General features: G+C 44.6%; 18 protein-coding genes. 10 read left to right on the plus strand and 8 right to left on the minus strand.

Features of this window, described 5'->3' with window-relative positions; translation table 11 throughout:
- Positions 1-352: biotin/lipoyl-containing protein (locus ACFSCZ_RS00005; protein ID WP_380771315.1), on the plus strand; the 352-nt coding region annotated here is incomplete at its 5' end.
- Positions 353-758: 406 nt separating this feature from the next.
- On the plus strand, positions 759-2,174 hold the full coding sequence (locus tag ACFSCZ_RS00010) for an amino acid permease (protein ID WP_380771317.1): 1,416 nt from the start codon (positions 759-761) through the stop codon (positions 2,172-2,174).
- 329 nt (positions 2,175-2,503) lie between these two features.
- On the opposite strand, the gene ACFSCZ_RS00015 is transcribed toward ACFSCZ_RS00010, so the two are convergent.
- Positions 2,504-3,289, minus strand: a complete 786-nt coding sequence (locus ACFSCZ_RS00015; RefSeq protein WP_380771319.1) for an SDR family NAD(P)-dependent oxidoreductase — start codon at positions 3,287-3,289, stop codon at positions 2,504-2,506.
- A gap of 399 nt (positions 3,290-3,688) precedes the next feature.
- Complete coding sequence (locus ACFSCZ_RS00020) at positions 3,689-4,828, minus strand: zinc-dependent alcohol dehydrogenase (protein WP_380771320.1); 1,140 nt, start codon at positions 4,826-4,828, stop codon at positions 3,689-3,691.
- A gap of 659 nt (positions 4,829-5,487) precedes the next feature.
- Between ACFSCZ_RS00020 and pxpB the strand changes: the two genes are divergently transcribed.
- Genes pxpB through ACFSCZ_RS00035 form a run of 3 tightly spaced genes read left to right on the plus strand, consistent with a single transcriptional unit; the run spans position 5,488 to position 7,955 of the window.
- Positions 5,488-6,198, plus strand: coding sequence for a 5-oxoprolinase subunit PxpB (gene pxpB, locus ACFSCZ_RS00025; RefSeq protein ID WP_380771322.1), 711 nt, complete (start codon positions 5,488-5,490; stop codon positions 6,196-6,198).
- 38 nt (positions 6,199-6,236) lie between these two features.
- Positions 6,237-7,172, plus strand: a complete 936-nt coding sequence (locus tag ACFSCZ_RS00030) for a 5-oxoprolinase subunit C family protein (protein ID WP_380771324.1) — start codon at positions 6,237-6,239, stop codon at positions 7,170-7,172.
- Positions 7,173-7,190: 18 nt separating this feature from the next.
- On the plus strand, positions 7,191-7,955 hold the full coding sequence (locus tag ACFSCZ_RS00035) for a LamB/YcsF family protein (protein ID WP_380771325.1): 765 nt from the start codon (positions 7,191-7,193) through the stop codon (positions 7,953-7,955).
- A 147-nt stretch (positions 7,956-8,102) separates the two neighbouring features.
- Here the strand turns inward: ACFSCZ_RS00035 and pdxR are convergent, their stop codons facing one another.
- A complete protein-coding gene (pdxR, locus tag ACFSCZ_RS00040) occupies positions 8,103-9,509 on the minus strand; it encodes a MocR-like pyridoxine biosynthesis transcription factor PdxR (RefSeq protein ID WP_380771327.1) in 1,407 nt (468 codons plus the stop codon).
- A 124-nt stretch (positions 9,510-9,633) separates the two neighbouring features.
- Here pdxR and pdxS point away from each other — a divergent pair, with 124 nt between their 5' ends.
- The gene (gene pdxS / locus ACFSCZ_RS00045) at positions 9,634-10,512 is read left to right on the plus strand and encodes a pyridoxal 5'-phosphate synthase lyase subunit PdxS (RefSeq protein WP_380771329.1); all 879 of its coding nucleotides are present in this window, start codon (positions 9,634-9,636) and stop codon (positions 10,510-10,512) included.
- A 99-nt stretch (positions 10,513-10,611) separates the two neighbouring features.
- On the opposite strand, the gene ACFSCZ_RS00050 is transcribed toward pdxS, so the two are convergent.
- The 3 genes from ACFSCZ_RS00050 to ACFSCZ_RS00060 all read right to left on the minus strand — a co-directional run bounded on the left by ACFSCZ_RS00050 (position 10,612) and on the right by ACFSCZ_RS00060 (position 12,817).
- Positions 10,612-11,934, minus strand: coding sequence for a sodium-dependent transporter (locus tag ACFSCZ_RS00050; RefSeq protein ID WP_380771331.1), 1,323 nt, complete (start codon positions 11,932-11,934; stop codon positions 10,612-10,614).
- Positions 11,935-12,098: 164 nt separating this feature from the next.
- The gene (locus ACFSCZ_RS00055; RefSeq protein WP_380771333.1) at positions 12,099-12,392 is read right to left on the minus strand and encodes a DUF2653 family protein; all 294 of its coding nucleotides are present in this window, start codon (positions 12,390-12,392) and stop codon (positions 12,099-12,101) included.
- Positions 12,380-12,817: a hypothetical protein gene (locus ACFSCZ_RS00060; RefSeq protein ID WP_380771335.1), complete on the minus strand. Its 438-nt coding sequence runs from the start codon at positions 12,815-12,817 to the stop codon at positions 12,380-12,382. Before ACFSCZ_RS00060 ends, ACFSCZ_RS00055 begins: the two co-directional genes overlap by 13 nt.
- Positions 12,818-12,965: 148 nt before the next feature.
- Between ACFSCZ_RS00060 and ACFSCZ_RS00065 the strand changes: the two genes are divergently transcribed.
- Positions 12,966-14,135 (plus strand): TraB/GumN family protein, encoded by a 1,170-nt coding sequence (locus ACFSCZ_RS00065; protein ID WP_380771338.1) that lies wholly within the window; start codon positions 12,966-12,968, stop codon positions 14,133-14,135.
- A gap of 131 nt (positions 14,136-14,266) precedes the next feature.
- Here the strand turns inward: ACFSCZ_RS00065 and ACFSCZ_RS00070 are convergent, their stop codons facing one another.
- On the minus strand, positions 14,267-15,151 hold the full coding sequence (locus ACFSCZ_RS00070) for a LysR family transcriptional regulator (RefSeq protein ID WP_380771340.1): 885 nt from the start codon (positions 15,149-15,151) through the stop codon (positions 14,267-14,269).
- A gap of 114 nt (positions 15,152-15,265) precedes the next feature.
- Between ACFSCZ_RS00070 and ACFSCZ_RS00075 the strand changes: the two genes are divergently transcribed.
- Genes ACFSCZ_RS00075 through ACFSCZ_RS00085 form a run of 3 tightly spaced genes read left to right on the plus strand, consistent with a single transcriptional unit; the run spans position 15,266 to position 17,866 of the window.
- A complete protein-coding gene (locus tag ACFSCZ_RS00075; RefSeq protein WP_380771342.1) occupies positions 15,266-16,456 on the plus strand; it encodes an acetyl-CoA C-acetyltransferase in 1,191 nt (396 codons plus the stop codon).
- Between the two features lie 28 nt (positions 16,457-16,484).
- Positions 16,485-17,174, plus strand: a complete 690-nt coding sequence (locus tag ACFSCZ_RS00080) for a CoA transferase subunit A (RefSeq protein ID WP_380771343.1) — start codon at positions 16,485-16,487, stop codon at positions 17,172-17,174.
- A 17-nt stretch (positions 17,175-17,191) separates the two neighbouring features.
- Complete coding sequence (locus tag ACFSCZ_RS00085) at positions 17,192-17,866, plus strand: CoA transferase subunit B (protein ID WP_380771345.1); 675 nt, start codon at positions 17,192-17,194, stop codon at positions 17,864-17,866.
- Positions 17,867-17,968: 102 nt separating this feature from the next.
- Here the strand turns inward: ACFSCZ_RS00085 and ACFSCZ_RS00090 are convergent, their stop codons facing one another.
- Positions 17,969-18,127, minus strand: a complete 159-nt coding sequence (locus ACFSCZ_RS00090) for a hypothetical protein (RefSeq protein WP_380771347.1) — start codon at positions 18,125-18,127, stop codon at positions 17,969-17,971.
- Positions 18,128-18,272 lie beyond the last annotated feature (145 nt).

Here is an 18,272-nt window from a genome sequence, read left to right on the forward strand (position 1 = left end):
CTCCATCGGGCAGCCCCAGGCAGACGGCACACGGGTCGTCTATTTCGAGCTGAACGGCCAGCCGAGGGAAGTGGTGATCAAGGATGAGAACATCAAATCCACGGTAGTCATGAAGCAAAAGGCCGACCCGAAAAACGAAGCCCACATCGGCGCGACCATGCCGGGAACCGTCCTGAAGGTCCTCGTGGAAAAAGGGGAAAAGGTCCAAAAAGGCGACCACCTCGTCCTGACCGAAGCCATGAAGATGGAAACCACCGTACAGGCGCCATTTTCCGGCATCGTGAAGGATATTCATGTCCGGGCAGGGGATGCCATTCAACCGGGGGATTTATTAGTAGAGTTGGAAAGATAAGAGGTCAGATGATAACGCCGGCATGTTCCTTAATACTTTCAGAGCAACAGTTTGAACTGCACCAAATGGTTAGACACAAGCTAACTATTGGAGGTGCAGTTCTTATTCATTGGACATATTACCGGTATGGGATAAGTACAGCTTTCATTCATTGTTAAAATGGAACAGAAGGAGAAATAAAGGTATAATTGATAGGACTAAGGTGGTGATCATCTTCTAAATAATAAGGAACCTTGAGCAAAGTCTGCCGATCTTATTTTACGAATCTTTCAGCGATTGAAAACAACGATGATTTCAAGATTCATAGGGAATGCAGGATGTATAAAAGGACTAATGACTTTATTTTTTATTATGAAAGCGCATTCCCGGAGTTTAATGAAAAATAGGGAATATAGGGGTGAGATATGTGCAGAAAGATGATCGGATTCAAGAAATTATTGAAAGAGAAAAAGGACTAAACAAAGGTCTCTCTACAAAACAGTTAACCATGATTGCGATAGGCGGCGCCATTGGAACCGGGTTGTTTCTGGGAAGCGGGCTGGCCATCAGTACGGCCGGACCCAGTGTTATTATCAGTTATGCAATTGGTGCGCTTATTGCCTTGTTATTAATGGGGGCTCTTTCTGAAATGACTGTAGCCCATCCGACATCCGGCTCATTCGGGGCCTATGCGGAACGGTATTTAAACACGTGGTCGGGTTTTTCTGTTCGGTATTCCTATTGGTTCTGTCTCGTGTGTGCCGTAGGAACGGAAGTAACAGCCATCGCCATTTATATGAAGTATTGGTTCCCGGCCGTACCCGGGGTCGTCTGGATTCTACTTTTTGCAGGATTGCTGATTTATGTAAATGCAACAAGTGTAAACGTTTTCGGAACAGTCGAATATTGGCTTTCCTTAATTAAAATTATAGCCATTACGGCTTTTATAATCCTGGCAGTATATGTAATTGTAGGGGCCGACAGTGCTTCTGGGATTGGCTTGCAAAACTATACAAATGACGGTGGATTTTTCCCTAATGGATTTTGGGGAATGTGGATCGCAATCTTTATTTCACTTTTCAGTTACTTGAGTATTGAAATGATCGCGGTAAGTGCAGGGGAAGCGAAAGATCCGGAAAGAGCGGTTCCTATCGCTTTAAGGTCAGCAGTTGTTCGATTGGTAGTGTTCTATATTATATCTTTATCCCTTATGCTGATGATTGTTCCGTGGAGTGTCGCGGGGATTGAAGTAAGTCCTTTTGTAAAAGTAATGGAAATTTTAAATATCCCCGGGGCTGCCGGTATTGTGAACTTTGTTGTTCTCGTAGCAGCACTTTCAGCAATGAACAGCCAGCTATATACATCCACCCGCATGATGTTTTCATTATCCAGGGCGGGCTATGCACCAAAAATATTTGGCAAGTTGAGCAAGAGCTCTGTTCCAACCTTGGCACTGGCTACCTCTGTCATCGGTATTGCCATTGCAACTATTTATACGGTTGTTTCCCCGGAAACAGCTTTTACAACAATGATTTCTATTTCCAGCTTTGGAGCGATGTTCACCTGGTTTATGATTTTCATTACTCATCTGGCATTCCGCAAAACTTGGAAGCAGATAGGAGGCAGAAAGCTGCCGGTTAAAATGATCGGCTATCCTTTTACTTCTATTTTGGGTGCTGCCCTGGTTTTCTCTGTCGTTGTATCGACTTGGTACTCAGAAAATTTTAAAGAAACACTCGTTTACGGGATTCCATGGCTTATTTTAATTACCATTGCCTATTTTGCATGGAAAAAGAGACAGCCGGTTCAGACTGAATTAGAAGATCGGAAAGATGTGCTGTAATCAACAGATAAAAGCTACTTTAATCATCACCTGTATAAGGGCAAGTGCTCCTCATGCAGGTTTTTTTATGTTTTAAGTTGAGACATAATAAGTTCAGCCCATCAGTCCATTGGTAGGTTTGGCAGAAGCTTAGGAAAAATGCCAGTAACAGAACTTGCCGCCTATTTTTTATTTAGGATATCAACAGCAGGATCGACTTAATGAATAATCCGGCTTTTACAGGTTTTAGCCCCGGTTGGAGGCATGATTGCCTCCTTCCGCGGGAGACGGTCTTTCCGCCTTGGGCCGGTTTAGATTTCTCCTGTACAGATAGATAGAACATAACCACCTTAGTCAAACATCAGCGGGCGGGCAATTTTATTAATGGCTGCACCGTCTACCATGAGTGTCTGTCCACTGATATAAGAAGCTTCATCTGAACACATGAACAAACAGGCGTTGGCGATGTCATCGATTGTGCCAATCCGTCCAAGCGGCTGAAATTTCAGTGTTTCTTCAAATGCACCATCAGGATCTTCCAGGCTGGCAAATGTCTGTTGAAGCATCGGTGTATCGACCGTACTTGGACAAACGGCATTCACACGGATATTCAATGGCCCGCAATCAAGGGACATTTGCCTTGTCAATGCAGTCATCCCGCCTTTGGAAGCAGCATAGGCTGCTAATCTCGTAATCGTTTTTTCCGCATGCCATGAGGCGATATTGACAATGGCTCCGCCGCCGCGTTTCTCCATTTCCGGAATGGCATATTTTGAGCACAAAAAAGCACCTGTTAAGTTGACCCCGATAATTTTCTGCCATTCCTCAAAAGAAGTGTCAACGGCCGATTTTCGAACGTTGACAGCCGCGTTATTAATGAGGAGGTCTATCCCCCCAAACCGATCAACAGCTGCCTGTATCAGAGCCTTGACATCCTCTTCCCGGCTGACATCTGTTTTTACAAATAGGCTGTCTATCCCTTTTTCACTGAATTTGCTCACAACTTGCATGCCTAATTCTTCATTTACATCAGCAATGACGACTTTTGCGCCATTTTGGCCAAATGTGTGCGCAATACCTTCACCGATTCCTTGACTTCCTCCCGTAACGATGGCAACCTTGTCTTTTAATCTCATGATCTTTCTCCTCCGCTATAATTACCTATTAGGTCGTTCCATTTTTTTATCCTATTTTGGGGTTAACATATGGTGATTATATTATAAATTTTCTATTTATTGCAAACGGATAAGTCTATTTACTGGTTGGAGAAGAGGTTGTCATTTGGATATTCATGTTTATATGTTATGCAGAAAACGATAAATATTTTTAAGGGTTTACCCTGAGAAGGAAGAGAAGGCTTATGGAGCTGCATCCGTAAGTTTTCCAGTCTGGGGTATAGGCCATGTTTCATTGAGAGATGATCTTTTTTGGGGAAAGGGGGCATGCAATCCTTTCATTATGTTCTATTTTTATTCCTCAGCTATATACCTTTTGTTTTGCCCCCACCATAGAGGTGGGGGAAGCCTAAAGTTTTTTTAAGGTTTTAACACTACTTTAACGACATTGTCTTCATGGTTATTGAAAATTTGATACGCTTTTGCTGCGTCCTCAAGAGGAACCCGGTGTGTAATGATTTCTGTCGGGTCAAATTCTCCATTTGTGATTTTATCAAAAAGCATGGGCATATAATGGATAACAGGAGCCTGGCCAGTTTTGACGGTCAGGTTCCGCTCAAAAATATGTCCAAGCGGGAACATATGATAAACGGATGCGTATACTCCTGTCAGCTGGATAGTACCGAACTTTTTGACAGCGTTGATCCCAATCTGAATGGCGCTTAGGGTGCCACCCTGCAGTTTTAGTTTTTGTTCAACTTTTTCTGTTGGAGATTTTTCTCCGTCCATTCCGACGCAGTCAATGACAACATCGGCTCCGCCGTTTGTCAGTTCTCGCAGAAACTTCCCGGTGTCATCATGATCTTCGAAATTACAAATCTCCACATGGTTCATCTGCTTTGCTTTTAGCAGACGATAGGGGAGGTTATCAACGGCAATCACCCGGTTTGCCCCCTTCATCCAGGCAAACTTCTGGGCCATGAGGCCGATCGGCCCGGAGCCAAGAACGATGACGGTATCGCCATTTTTTACGCCGGCATTTTCAACACTCCACCATGCTGTCGGCAGCACATCAGACATGAATAAGAGTGCCTCATCCTCTAATTCACAGGATTCGGGAATGACAAACGGCATGAAGTTCCCATATGGAACACGTAGGTATTCAGCCTGGCCGCCGGGATAATTTCCATACCTCTCTGTAAACCCAAAATAAGCCCCCGAATCAAGCTGCGGATTCGGGTTTGAGTTGTCACACTGACTTTCCATATCGTGCTTGCAGAAAAAACATTCCCCGCATGAAATGTTGAAGGGAATCACAACCCGGGCGCCTTTTTTGACCTTTGTTACTTCAGGTCCCACTTCCTCGACAATTCCCATCGGTTCATGGCCGATAATATAGCCGGGATGAGTCGGGACGGCACCCAAATAAATATGGAGATCCGATCCGCAAATTGCTGTCGATGTAATTCGAACGATAATATCATCCGATTTTTCTATCTTTGGGTCTTCGACATTTTTCACCCGGATATCTTTTGTACCTTGAAATGTTACTGCCTTCATATCCAACCTCCAAACATGTAGTCTATTACCCTATTCCCTGGAATGTAGCCAACATGCACTGTTCGCCTCACAAATCATAATGAAAATGAGTTGAATAGAGTGTTCATCATGGAGACAGCTATGTTTTTACTTCCAAAACATGATAAAATATCCTGTAAACTTGACGATTCATCGATGTATGATTGATCTATCAAACTTTCATAGCGGGAACTGCTGATGAAAGTATATCCTGACTATGGATTGATGACTTCGGGCCGGGGATTCCCAGCGTTGCGGAGGAGCAAATGTTGACAGGGCCAGCCGGTAAATCGGTTCTCAATGGCGGGCAGGTCATCATTTTGGATGTAGTACCGGAAGGACTTCCTGCAAATGAAAACGCCACCAAGTAATTGCCTGTTCAACTTGAAGCCATCTATACTCAGGTGGAATATCCAGATGCAGCAAGGCTGATCCTTAAACAATCCGTTGATTTCATGAGTCTGGAAGCATGCATGGGGGTTCAAACAATGAGGAATCTGAACAGACATATAACATGCAGAGGCAGCCTCAGGAGAACTTTAAGGAAATGACGGATCCTGGAAATGAACAACTGGCCTATTTAGACTCAAAACAGCAAACATTCTTCAAGATCTAGAAAACAATTAAAATTAGGTGATTCGATGGATTTTACATTCAAGCCTGCGGGAGACCAGGCAATCTTAATTGAGTTTGAAAACAAAATTGAGGAAGAGATCAATGCAAAAGTCCGGCATATTGCCAAATTGGCAGAAAAAGAAGCAGATAACGGATTCGGTGAAGTCATATTAGGTTACCGATCTGTACTTATTCATTACAATCCTGTGAAGCTTTCCTATGAACAAATAACCAACAAGCTGAAAAGCTGGAATGAGGAACACTTTACAGATGAATTATCTGCCGGCAGGAAAATTCACATTCCGGTTCTGTATGGAGGGGAGTGGGGGCCGGATTTGGAGGATGTAGCGAAGCATAATAACCTCAGCCCGGAAGAAGTGATTTCCATTCATTCCGAAGGTCAATATCTCGTCTACTTTTTGGGGTTTACACCTGGATATCCGTTTATGGGCGGGATGTCGACAAAAATCAGTACTCCCCGCCTGTCCTCTCCGCGGGTTTCTATCCCGGCCGGCAGCGTAGGGATAGCCAATAGCCAGACGGGCATTTATCCCGTACAAAGCCCCGGAGGCTGGCGGCTGATTGGACGGACGCCTCTTCGTTTATATGATCCGGATAGAGTAAATCCATTTTTGTTGGACGCCGGGGACATTGTTTATTTTAAAGTGATCAATCACGAAGAATTTTTGGAAATAGAAAAGAATAACCAAGCCTGGGACATCTGCTCTTCTGAGTGACCGAAGGTAACCAGCATCCGGAGAAAGGGGAGTTGACGATGTTTGAAGTGTTGAAGCCGGGGTTGTTAACAACCATTCAGGATTTGGGGAGATTTGGCTACCAGAAATACGGACTGGCTGTATCAGGCCCTGCTGATGGATATGCTCACCGGATGGCAAATATACTTGCCGGAAATGATGAACATGCAGCGGTATTGGAAGTGACTTTAATGGGGCTGAAATTGGAGGTGAAAAAATCGGCTGTTATCGCGATTACCGGTGGGGATTTGGGTCCGACAATCAATGGTCTAGAAGTGCCTATGTGGACATCAGTCCGGGTAAATGAAGGAGACATCCTCCAATTTACAGGAGCACGGTCCGGCTGCCGCTCGTATGTGGCTGTTTCCGGAGGTATTGATGTTCCTGAAGTACTGGGAAGCCGTGCGACGGATCTTGTTGGAAAAATTGGAGGCATAAACGGACGCGCCCTTCAAAAAGGAGACATCCTCCGTGCAGGGCCGAGAGCGGATGCGCGTTTGAAGGGGCGACGCCTCCCGTGGTATTTCATTCCCGAGTATAAAAGCCATGTACATATCCGGGTCATTCTGGGCCCGCAGGACCAACACTTTACAAAGTCAGGAATGGAAACTTTTCTATCGTCCACTTATACCGTCACGAAAGAAGTGGATCGAATGGGATGCAGACTTGAGGGTCCTCCGATTGAACATGTGGAAGGGGCTGATATTATCTCGGAAGGAATTTTTTATGGCGCGATCCAAGTTCCTAAAAATGGGCAGCCTATTATTTTTCTCGTCGGAAGGCAAAGTGTTGGAGGATATACCAAGATCGGCGGAGTGATAGCGGTGGATCTATCTAAGCTGGGGCAGGTCAAGCCTGGGGATACCGTCACTTTTTCAGAAATTCCCATAGAGGAAGCGCAAGAGGAATTAAAGAAGCAGGAACGTTTATTTCGTATTTTGCAGGCAACTTGTTAAATAAGGGGGAGTATACAAATGAAAAAAACGATTGATTTGAACTGTGATATGGGAGAAAGTTTCGGTCATTATAAGCTGGGGAACGATGACGAAGTCATCAAATATATCTCTTCTGTCAATGTGGCCTGCGGCTTTCATGCCGGGGATCCGAATATCATGGATCATACGGTGAAAATTGCCAAGGAAAATGGCGTAGGGGTCGGGGCCCACCCCGGCTTTCCGGATTTGGCCGGGTTTGGCAGGAGAAACATGGAAATCCCCAGAGATGAACTCATGAACATGATTATTTATCAAATCGGCGCGTTAGACATCTTTTGCAAAAAGCATGGTGTGAAAATGCAACACATAAAGCCGCATGGAAATTTAAACAATATGGCAGATACTGACGAACAATGGGCGGTCAATATTGTAGATGCTGTTCTTGCCGTAAAACCTGACTTGCCAATTTATGTAAAACCCCATTCCGAGCTGCACAGGATGGCCGAGAAAAAAGGACTCCCATTCATATTGGAGATCTTTGCTGACAGAGCTTACCACAAAGACTTTTCTTTAGTCTCAAGAAGGGAAGAAGGAGCGGTCATTTCAGAACCTGAGTTTGTAGCTGACCGGATCATTACAATGGTGACAGAAGGGAAGGTCAAAGCCATAACGGGAGAAGAAATTGAAGTCAATGGAGAGACCATTTGTGTTCATGGGGATACACCTACAGCGCTGGAAATGATTAAAGTCATTAGAAGGAGATTGGAAGAAGCCGGTATTGAAGTACAATCTCCATTTGCTTAAAAGCAGGCTTCCATGAATATCCTGACTGTGTTTGTTTTATGATGTTCGGCCAAATCCCCTATTTGATCGATTGTAGTTTATAAAACTTGTCTTCTGGTTAGGCAACAAAACGCCCCTTGTCCAATTAAACGGACAAGGGGTTCAGCACTATGGATGAATCCCCCAATTTTTTAAAAGCAGATGAATCGCGGGTACCAGTTCCTCCTCCGGTATTCCTGCAAAGCCCAATAATATCTTGGGAGGAATTTCCATCTTTTTCTCCAAAGTATAATCGGATAACGGGTGAATTTTTACCTGAGCGTCCAATGCTTTTTTGACTAGTTCTTTTTCATTCATCCCATTCTTCACGGCAAGCAGCATATAAAGGCCTGAGTGTTCGCCGATGACTTCGACTTGACCTTTGTACGGTCTGAGAATCTCCAACGTTTTCTCCAGCTTTTTGCGGTAAATTTTTTTCATTCTATTTAAATGTCTCTCGAAATCTCCTTCTCTCATAAACCGGGTTAAAATATGCTGGTCGATTCTTGAGACGGAACAGTGATAGAAAGACCAGGCCTCTGCTTTGTACTTTTTAAGCAAGGCATGGGGTAAAACCATGTAACTGATACGCAGTGAAGGAATGAAAGACTTGGAAAAGCTGCCCAGATAAATGACTTTTTCGCTGTGGTCCATGCTTTGCAAAGACGGGATGGATTTACCGCTATAGCGAAATTCACTGTCGTAATCATCCTCGATAATATAGCGGTTTTCAGCGTTCGCCGCCCAATTGAGCAGCTTGACCCGCCGGTTGACGGATAGAACCGAGCCATAGGGGAAGTGATGTGACGGCGTGACGTACATGATATCAATATTGGTGTTTTCAATGGCCTCTGTTTTTACCCCCTCCTCATCCACCTCGAGCGGATGCACCTCATTCTGGGAGTTTTTTAATATATGAGAGATTACATGATAACCGGGGTCCTCAACACCATATACGGCTTTGGGGTCCAGTAAAAGAATGAGCTGCTGAAGAAGAATGTCACTTCCGGCTCCGATAACGATTTGTTCGGGGGCGCATTGAACCCCCCTGGCGTGGTACAAATAGTGAGCGATTTCTCTGCGCAGTTCGAGCTCACCCTGTTTATCACCCAGCAGCAGGAGTGAATGGTTTTGCTCATTAATCGTATCTCTGGCATATTTCCTCCACTTGTTAAACGGAAAGTTTTCCGTATCAATCCAGCCGGGGTTGAAGTTGTATTTCACGGATTGTTTTTCTTCGGCCAATTCATCTGTTCCGGAAGGTTGATTTTGAACATATTCCAAGTCTTCATAGGCGAGGACAAAGTAGCCTTTCCTTGGCAGCCCTTCAATGTAGCCCTCTGCAGCCAACTGTTCGTAGGCTGTTTCGACAGTATTCTGGCTTACCTTTAAAAATTCCGCAAGCTTCCGCTTGGATGGGAGTTTTGTCCCGTATTCCAATCGTCCTTCTGTAATTTCTTTTTTAATATAAATATAAAGCTGTTCGTACAACGGAATCTCGATCGAGCGGTTTAAATTGCATGACAGCATTTCCATTTTCCATGCCTCCTTTTAAACTGGCCCTTCCTGTTTATAAAAAACTGGTACTTTCAATAGAGTCAATATATATCTATCATAATCTTAAATCTTACAATTGACAATCATGCTGGAGGCGAAAAAAATGGAAGCAGTGAGTGAAAAAATAAAAGATGTGATGAAAAGAATTCAAGGCGGCGTCATTATGGATGTGGTAAATGCGGAACAGGCAAAGGTGGCTGAGGCTTCCGGGGCGGCAGCCGTCATGGCGCTGGAAAGAGTACCATCAGATATTCGTGCTGCTGGCGGGGTTGCCCGAATGGCAGACCCTCGAATCATCGAAGAGGTAATGAATGCTGTATCTATTCCCGTAATGGCCAAGGCCAGGATCGGGCATATTACGGAAGCCAGAGTTCTCGAGGCTCTTGGAGTGGATTTCATTGATGAAAGTGAAGTCTTGACTCCAGCTGATGAAGAATTTCATCTGTTGAAAAGTGATTTTACAGTTCCTTTTGTATGCGGGTGCCGTGATTTGGGTGAGGCTGCACGCCGTATTGGTGAAGGGACGGCCATGCTTCGTACCAAAGGAGAGCCTGGAACAGGGAACATTGTGGAAGCAGTCCGCCATATTAGGAAGGTGAACGCTCAGGTTCGTAAAGTTGCAAGAATGAACGATGATGAATTGATGACCGAAGCGAAAAATCTTGGAGCTCCATATGAAGTGCTCAAACAGATCAAAGAAGAAGGGAGACTGCCGGTTGTCAACTTTGCTGCCGGTGGAGTAGCAACACCCGCAGATGCAGCACTCATGATGGAGCTTGGCGCTGACGGAGTATTTGTCGGATCGGGCATCTTCAAATCGGAAAACCCTGAGAAATTTGCAAGCGCCATAGTCCAGGCAACAGCCAATTATCAAGACTATGACCTGATTGGAAAACTTTCCAAAGAATTAGGATCAGCCATGAAAGGAATAGATGTAAATCAGCTCGGCCTCGAAGAAAGAATGGCGGAGCGCGGCTGGTAAAAGTGGAGAATAGGGCTTCCTAGAATAGTAAAGAGGTGCCGGCCCCCGCTCTGCCAAGACATCAAAAACTCGAAAGCAGGAGCTTTCGAGTTTTTGGGGCTAACCGTTCAAAAAATAAGCCAGAAAGATGGCAATAATAGCAATCGGCGCTGCATACCGTACAATTGCTTTCCAGACCGCGTGCAGCGTATGATGCATCCGCAGCTCATCTTCGGTCTCGGCTTTTGAAAGAGCATACCCGGCAAACAGGGACACAAGCAGTGCATTGACAGGCATTCCGATGCCGCTTGTCAAAACATCCGCAAAGTCAAAAAATGTTCCGCCGGGAAGGTCCAGATGCGATAGGGTTCCGAACGACAAGGCACTGGGAATGCCGATAAGGAATATGCAAGCGCCGAATATCCATGACATCTTTCTTCTTAAGTGGTATTTCTTTCGGATGCCGGTCGATACGACAATTTCCAGCATGGCAATGGAAGAGGTCAAAGTCGCAAACAACAGCAAAATAAAAAAAACGATCATAAATATACTGCCAAGCGGAATTTCATTAAAAATGGCCGGAAAAATAACAAAGGTTAATCCGGGTCCTTCTTCGGGAGAATGGTCCAGTGCAAAAACTGCCGGAAAAATAACAAGTCCCGCCAGTAAAGATATAATGATATTCAGTATCGATACGTTCAAAGCGGACTGGCCGAGCCGCTCTTCTTTCGGCAAATACGAAGCGTAGGTGATCATGGCGGTGACACCTACACTTAAAGAAAAGAAAGCTTGGCCGAGTGCAAGCAAAAAGGTTTTTCCGGATAAAAAAGACCAGTCAGGAACGAAGAGGAAGCGAACGCCTTCCATAGCTCCTTCCAGTGTCAGTGATCGAATGGCTAAAACAATAAAAAAAATAAACAACAGAGGCATCATCCAGCGGCTCGCACGTTCAATGCCGCTTTTGATCCCGCCTTGTACAATCCAAGTGGTCAAAAACATGAAGGCGGCCTGTGCAAATAACACCTCCAAAGGGTTGGCAATAATGTCTTCAAACAGCATCCCGTAATCTCTGTTCTGCAGACTGAAAAAAATGGCTCTCACCAAATAAGAGAGAATCCATCCGCCTACTACACTGTAAAAGGACAAAAGGACAGAGGAAGTCACTAGACCCATCCAGCCAATCCAATACCACTTCTTTCCGGGAGCCAATAACTTTAGAGAGGTGACTGCATCCTGCTGGCCGCGGCGTCCAATAACGAACTCAGCCAGCAGAATCGGGAGGCCGATTGCCAAAGTGGACAGGATAAATAAAAATAAAAAGATTCCGCCTCCGTTAGTACCTGCCATATAAGGAAACTTCCAAATGGCTCCCAAACCGATGGCGCTCCCCGCAGCGGCTAAAACGAAGCCGATCTTTGATGTCCATTGTTCGCGCTGTTTCATAAAATCCCTCACTTTTCAATGCGGCACTATTATAACTTATTCTGACGATAGAGCGAAAGATTATTTAAGTAAACATCAAGAGCGGAGACAATGAAATGAATTGCCCATAAAAAAAGCTGCCCGGAAAACAGGAACCGCTGTTTCCGGGCAGGCTTATTTTTTATTTATTGATGAACCTGCGCAATAATCCCTTCTTCATCGTCGAGCATAAGATCAATGCCTGCGGAATAAGGATCCCCGTGCAATTCTTCCTCTATCCACAGACGAATGGCTTGAATCATATCTACCGTTTGAAGTTCATGCTTCCAGCTATGAATATATACATCAGCAGAAAATCCATGGTCGTCATCAAAAAGGAGTTCTACTTCTACTTCTTCAGGTTGTACGGACCTTTTGCGGGCTTGATCTATGCAGATGGCATTAATAATGTCCTGTTCTGAAATGACTATCTGCCCCAAGGACCTGTATCCTCTTTTCTTTTCATTTTAGTCAATGCAGAGAATACTTTACGGATGACTACAAACAGCACATAGATGGCTGCAAGGTTAATCATAAGACCCAGGAGGGATCCCAGCATTCCCATGTTGGCTAAAAGGGAACCGAATAGCAATCCTGCCAATCCCCCCAGCATCAGGCCTTTCATCAAGCCACCTGAAAATAGTCCGCCCTTAGGGGCGTTCTGCTGCTTGGTTGCATGAGTGTTTGGAGTTTCCTGCTTCTGTTTTTGCTGAAAGTTAGACTGGTTATTTTGCATATTGAAGCCTCTTTTTCCGGACTTATAGCCCTTGGCTTCGACGGTTGTTGAATGATCCTGAAAAACAAATGTACCGACAGGTGTAAAAAGGAGTGTTGCAGTGAGTAATGCTGTCAACAGTTTCTTCATTTTCAATCCTCCTTCATGATCGTGCAACATTACTATTATACCTTAATTACAATGGATTTTTAATAAAAATGCTGTTTGGGGTAAAACGAAGGAAGAAGGGGGTGTATAATAGAGATAAATACCGTTTTTCTTAGAGGAAGGTACATATATGTCTGAAGAAAATATTACAAGAATTGAATTAAATGGCAAGGAAATCATTCTTATCGGGACAGCTCACGTCTCCAAGCAGAGTGCTGAGCAGGTAAAAGAAGTGATTGAAGCTGAACAGCCGTACTCCGTCTGCGTAGAGTTGGATAAACAAAGATTCGAATCCATTCAAAATAAAAACCAGTGGAAAGAAATGGATATCTTTAAAGTAATCAAAGAAAAGAAGGCAACGCTGCTGTTGATGAACTTAGCGATATCCTCCTTTCAAAAAAGGATGGCCAAGCAGTTCGGCATCCAGGCCGGACAAGAAATGATCCAAGGGATTGAATCGGCAAAAGAAACAGGAGCCAAACTAGTTTTAGCAGACCGGAATATTCAAATCACTTTTGCCCGGATTTGGGGGAACCTTGGATGGTGGGGAAAGGTGCAGCTGCTTTCCCAAGTATTTTTCAGTATTTTCAGCAATGAAACCATTTCTGAGGAAGACCTGGAAAAAATGAAAAACCAGGATACGATCCATGCCATTTTAAAAGAATTTACCGATAGCTTTCCGCGGCTGAAAGTTCCATTAATTGATGAGCGTGATCAGTATTTGGCCCAAAAAATTAAGAACGCTCCCGGAGAAAAAGTGGTGGCGGTGTTGGGAGCAGCTCATGTTCCGGGGGTTAAAAAAGAAATCCATAAGGAACATGACTTAAAACGGCTGTCCGAGCGGCCCCCCAAGTCCAAAGCTCCTAAAATTATCGGTTGGTCGATTCCTATTCTCGTATTAGCGATTATCGCCTATACTTTTTTTGCCAATCCGTCTGCGGGATGGCAGCAGACGATGAGCTGGATTTTATGGAACGGGTCATTGTCCGCTATTGGGACGGCGCTTGCTTTCGGTCATCCGCTGGCTATTCTTACAGCTTTTGTGGCAGCACCCATCACTTCCTTAAATCCATTGCTAGCGGCAGGCTGGTTTGCCGGAGCCGTCCAGGCTCTTATGAAGCGGCCCCATGTCAAGGATTTTGAAAACTTGACGGAAGATGTGTTCAGCTTTAAAGGTTTCTGGAATAACAAGGTGACCCGGATATTGCTTGTTGTTGTTCTTGCGAACTTGGGAAGTTCCCTTGGGACATTTATTGCAGGTGCAGATATTATCCGGTTATTTTTGGATAATATACGATAGGTAAATAAATTCAGCCCAATCGGGAGGGCTGAAGTTTATTTATGAGGCGGCGCTCAGGCAAAATGGTACCTGAATGTGAATGCCGGGAGGCATGATATACAAGGGAGGGAGGACAACACCTGACCTCCTGCTTATTCTTCATCCCCCATCTGCATCATTTCTACTAATTTTTTCAACGCAAAAGACTGATAAGATCCCTTTTTTGTTATCGTCCCCAGCCGCCACAATAGTGGCGGACGTTGGATGGGTATGGCTTCGATCAAAGGGTTCCTTTGCTTTTTCATAGCTGATTTCGGAAGGAGGGCTACTCCCATTTTTGCTGCAATCAACTCTATCGTTAAGTCCCACTGGGACGTTTCGTAAGAAATATGCGGCGTAAACCCGGCCGATTTACAAGAGTTGATAATATAGCTGTGCAAGGTAAAATGCTTGGGAAATACGATCAGTTTTTCTTGTTCAACATCAGTAAGGGATGCGGCTTTCTTCCGCGCAAGCCTGTCTTCCGCATGGACATATAAATAGAACTCGTCAGTTATAAAAGGGCATACATCAAATTTTTCCTCATTAACAGGGAGCACAACCAGCCCCACATCAATTTCCTCAGCTTCCACGAGTTGTTCCACTACCTTCGCTCCAACTTCAACTAATTCAAGCTTTACATTTGGATATCGGTGACTAAATTTCAAAGCGATTTCCGGAAAAAACAAAGTTCCGATGAGCGGAGGAACTCCAAATTTAATTTGGCCGGCTGCAATTCCTTTAAGCTCGCTAAGCAGAGCCGGGATATTGTTTAATTCAGCCAACGCTTTTTCTCCTTGCTCATATACAATTTTCCCTGCATCTGTCAGGCGAAGCCTGCGGCTCGAACGGTCCAATAATTCAACATGTAATTCCTGTTCAAGTCTTTTGACTGCTTTACTTAAAGAGGGCTGGGACAGATAAAAACTTTCGGCAGCCTCAGTGAAGCTTTGGTGATCTGCCACTTTCATAAATGCTAAAATATCACGAAGTTCCATTTCAGGCTCCTTTTCATTCTCTATAGGAATAAACAATATTCTTAATATTCATTTTACTAATAATTTAACCTGGGGTAAACTTAAATTAAACTGAAAGCAAGGGAGCTGGATGGAATGAATGGCAGGGAAGTGGTTATTGTCAGTGCTGTAAGGACAGCGATTGGCAGTTTTAACGGAACACTGAAAAACGTATCGGCACCGGAATTGGGAGCGGCAACGATCAAAGAGGCTTTGAATAGAGCCGGCATAAAGGCTGAGGATGTTGACGAAGTGATCATGGGAAATGTGCTTCAAGCAGGGCTTGGGCAAAACCCTGCCCGTCAGGCTGCAATAAAAGCGGGCATTCCTGAAAGCGTTTCATCGATGACAATTAATAAAGTATGCGGATCCGGGCTAAAGGCCGTCCACCTTGCTGCGCAGGCGATTGCAGCCGGTGAAGCGGACATTGTAGTCGCCGGCGGAATGGAGAACATGTCTCAGGCCCCTTATCTATTAAAAAATGCCAGGGACGGATTTAAAATGGGGGATCAAAAACTTATCGACAGTATGGTAAGCGATGGCCTGACGTGTGTTTTTAACGAATACCATATGGGGGTGACAGCGGAAAACCTATGTGAAAAATATGAATTGACACGGGAGGAACAAGATGAATTTGCTGCTTGGAGCCAGGAAAAAGCCATAACAGCCATTGAAGAAGGAAAATTTAAGGAAGAAATAGTTCCTGTCACGATTCCGCAAAAAAGAGGGGATCCTATTGTTTTTGATACGGATGAATATCCACGGAAAGGGACGACTCCTGAAAAACTGTCCAAGTTGAGGCCCGCTTTCAAAAAAGATGGAAGTGTCACTGCAGGGAATTCATCAGGCATCAACGACGGTGCTGCATCGGTTGTAGTCATGTCGAAAGAAAAAGCGGGGAATCTTGGTATCCAACCGCTCGTATGCATGAAAGCAAACGCCAATGCAGGTGTCGACCCAAGTATGATGGGAATCGGACCGGTAACCGCTGTAAAAAAGGCACTCCAAAAAGCTGGCCTGACATTGAAGGACATCCATTTAATTGAAGCCAACGAAGCATTTGCTGCCCAATCTCTTGCAGTAGACAGAGAACTTCAATTCGATCGTTCTATATTAAATGTAAATGGAGGAGCCATAGCACTCGGACATCCGATCGGAGCAAGCGGTGCCAGGATTCTTGTTACGCTGATTCACGAAATGAAACGCAGAGGTGCCGAACGGGGGTTGGCGACTCTTTGTATAGGCGGCGGCCAGGGCGTTGCTACAATTGTTGAACTCGAAAAATAAAGAATAAAAAAGAGGAGGAACGAATGACATGAAAAGCATCTATACAACATTTCAAGACGCTGTAGCCGACATTACTGACGGTTCGACGTTAATGGTTGGCGGCTTTGGCCTTTGTGGTATTCCGGAAAATCTGATCAAGGCCCTGGTTGAAAAAGGTGTAAAAGAGTTAACGGTGATTTCTAATAATTGCGGAGTGGATGATTGGGGGCTGGGCCTGCTTTTGCGAAATAAGCAAATTAAAAAAATCATCGGATCCTATGTTGGAGAAAATAAGGAGTTTGAGCGGCAGGTATTGTCTGGTGAAATTGAAGTGGAGCTGACTCCTCAGGGAACACTTGCAGAGAAAATACGTGCAGGAGGAGCGGGAATTCCGGCTTTTTATACGCCTGCAGGCGTTGGGACTCCCATTGCAGAGGGAAAAGAGATCAGGGAATTTAATGGAAAGGAGTATGTCTTGGAAGAAGCCCTTACAGCCGATTTCAGTCTGGTCAGTGCGTGGAAAGGGGATAAAATGGGCAATCTCGTGTATCGAAAGACAGCCCGAAACTTTAATCCTATGATTGCAGCTGCAGGGAAAGTCACCATTGCAGAAGTGGAGATGCTTGTTGATGCCGGCGACCTTGATCCCAACAGCATTCATACACCGAGCATTTATGTACAGGGAATCATTCAGGGAGAGTTAGAAAAGCGCATTGAAAGAAGAACGGTGAGCGTATAAAAAAGGAGGAAACCCTAATGAGCGTAATCAATAAAGCCGCCATTCGCGAAAGGATTGCCAAAAGGGCTGAAAAAGAAATTAAAGATGGGTATTATGTAAATCTGGGCATCGGAATGCCTACATTGGTAGCTAATTATATATCCGACGAGAAACAAGTTGTGCTGCAATCGGAAAACGGCCTTCTCGGAATCGGCCCCTATCCTTCAGAGGAAGAAGTCGATGCTGATTTAATCAACGCGGGGAAAGAAACGGTCACTGCGATTCCAGGTGCTTCCTATTTTGACAGCGCCGAGTCCTTTGCCATGATTCGGGGGGGACACGTGAACATTGCCATCTTGGGTGGAATGGAAGTTTCAAAGACTGGAGATCTTGCAAATTGGATGATTCCGGGAAAAATGATAAAAGGAATGGGCGGGGCCATGGATCTCGTTCACGGAGCTGAAAAGATCATTGTCATTATGGAACATGTCAATAAAAATGGGGCTCCTAAAATTTTAAATAAATGCTCCCTCCCGCTGACAGGAAAAAAAGTAGTAGATCGGATCATTACGGATCGTGCAGTGATTGATGTCACGGATTCCGGTCTCGTGCTAAATGAAGTGGCGAAAGGATTTACGGTAGAAGAAATTATTCAATCAACGGAACCGGAACTGCAAGTAGCGGACGATATCAAACTGGAAGCTTATGAATAATAAAAAAGTGGGCGTCCCCCACCAGAATATTGGGCGAAAAGCTGCTCATCCGGAATGGATTCGATCATCTCTTCATCACACGGGCAACATGATGCTCGGGGATCATTCCCTCCACATCCAGGATGGCAAAGCTCTGGCGGTTATGATAAGGCTTAAACTTGGGAGCAGGCGGACTTGTGAAACCGCAGCTTCTTCTTTTACCTCTGGAGGAAGGGTCATCTGTGTGTTATAATCATTAGCAGTAATCTTCGGATTACTCATAAAAAATCGTCCTCTCTTAAAATGTTGGTTTCGTCGCTTTCATTTTACTAGAAAGGGCGATTTTTTGTATGTCTCTTTAGAAGTAAAACAAAATTAGGGCTGTCGCAGAAAATCAGTATTTTACTGACTTTCTGGACAGCCCCGT

Source organism: Siminovitchia sediminis (assembly GCF_042680885.1).
Taxonomy (GTDB): domain Bacteria; phylum Bacillota; class Bacilli; order Bacillales; family Bacillaceae_C; genus Siminovitchia; species Siminovitchia sediminis.

Coding starts and splice junctions, on each gene's coding strand:
- ACFSCZ_RS00075 (WP_380771342.1), top strand. CDS start 15,266: ATGAATGGCAGGGAAGTGGTTATTGTCAGTGCTGTAAGGACAGCGATT.
- ACFSCZ_RS00030 (WP_380771324.1), top strand. CDS start 6,237: ATGTTTGAAGTGTTGAAGCCGGGGTTGTTAACAACCATTCAGGATTTG.
- ACFSCZ_RS00060 (WP_380771335.1), bottom strand. CDS start 12,817: ATGAAGAAACTGTTGACAGCATTACTCACTGCAACACTCCTTTTTACA.
- ACFSCZ_RS00070 (WP_380771340.1), bottom strand. CDS start 15,151: ATGGAACTTCGTGATATTTTAGCATTTATGAAAGTGGCAGATCACCAA.
- ACFSCZ_RS00050 (WP_380771331.1), bottom strand. CDS start 11,934: ATGAAACAGCGCGAACAATGGACATCAAAGATCGGCTTCGTTTTAGCC.
- ACFSCZ_RS00065 (WP_380771338.1), top strand. CDS start 12,966: ATGTCTGAAGAAAATATTACAAGAATTGAATTAAATGGCAAGGAAATC.
- pxpB (WP_380771322.1), top strand. CDS start 5,488: ATGGATTTTACATTCAAGCCTGCGGGAGACCAGGCAATCTTAATTGAG.
- ACFSCZ_RS00015 (WP_380771319.1), bottom strand. CDS start 3,289: ATGAGATTAAAAGACAAGGTTGCCATCGTTACGGGAGGAAGTCAAGGA.
- ACFSCZ_RS00085 (WP_380771345.1), top strand. CDS start 17,192: ATGAGCGTAATCAATAAAGCCGCCATTCGCGAAAGGATTGCCAAAAGG.
- pdxS (WP_380771329.1), top strand. CDS start 9,634: ATGGAAGCAGTGAGTGAAAAAATAAAAGATGTGATGAAAAGAATTCAA.
- ACFSCZ_RS00090 (WP_380771347.1), bottom strand. CDS start 18,127: ATGAGTAATCCGAAGATTACTGCTAATGATTATAACACACAGATGACC.
- pdxR (WP_380771327.1), bottom strand. CDS start 9,509: ATGGAAATGCTGTCATGCAATTTAAACCGCTCGATCGAGATTCCGTTG.
- ACFSCZ_RS00035 (WP_380771325.1), top strand. CDS start 7,191: ATGAAAAAAACGATTGATTTGAACTGTGATATGGGAGAAAGTTTCGGT.
- ACFSCZ_RS00080 (WP_380771343.1), top strand. CDS start 16,485: ATGAAAAGCATCTATACAACATTTCAAGACGCTGTAGCCGACATTACT.
- ACFSCZ_RS00020 (WP_380771320.1), bottom strand. CDS start 4,828: ATGAAGGCAGTAACATTTCAAGGTACAAAAGATATCCGGGTGAAAAAT.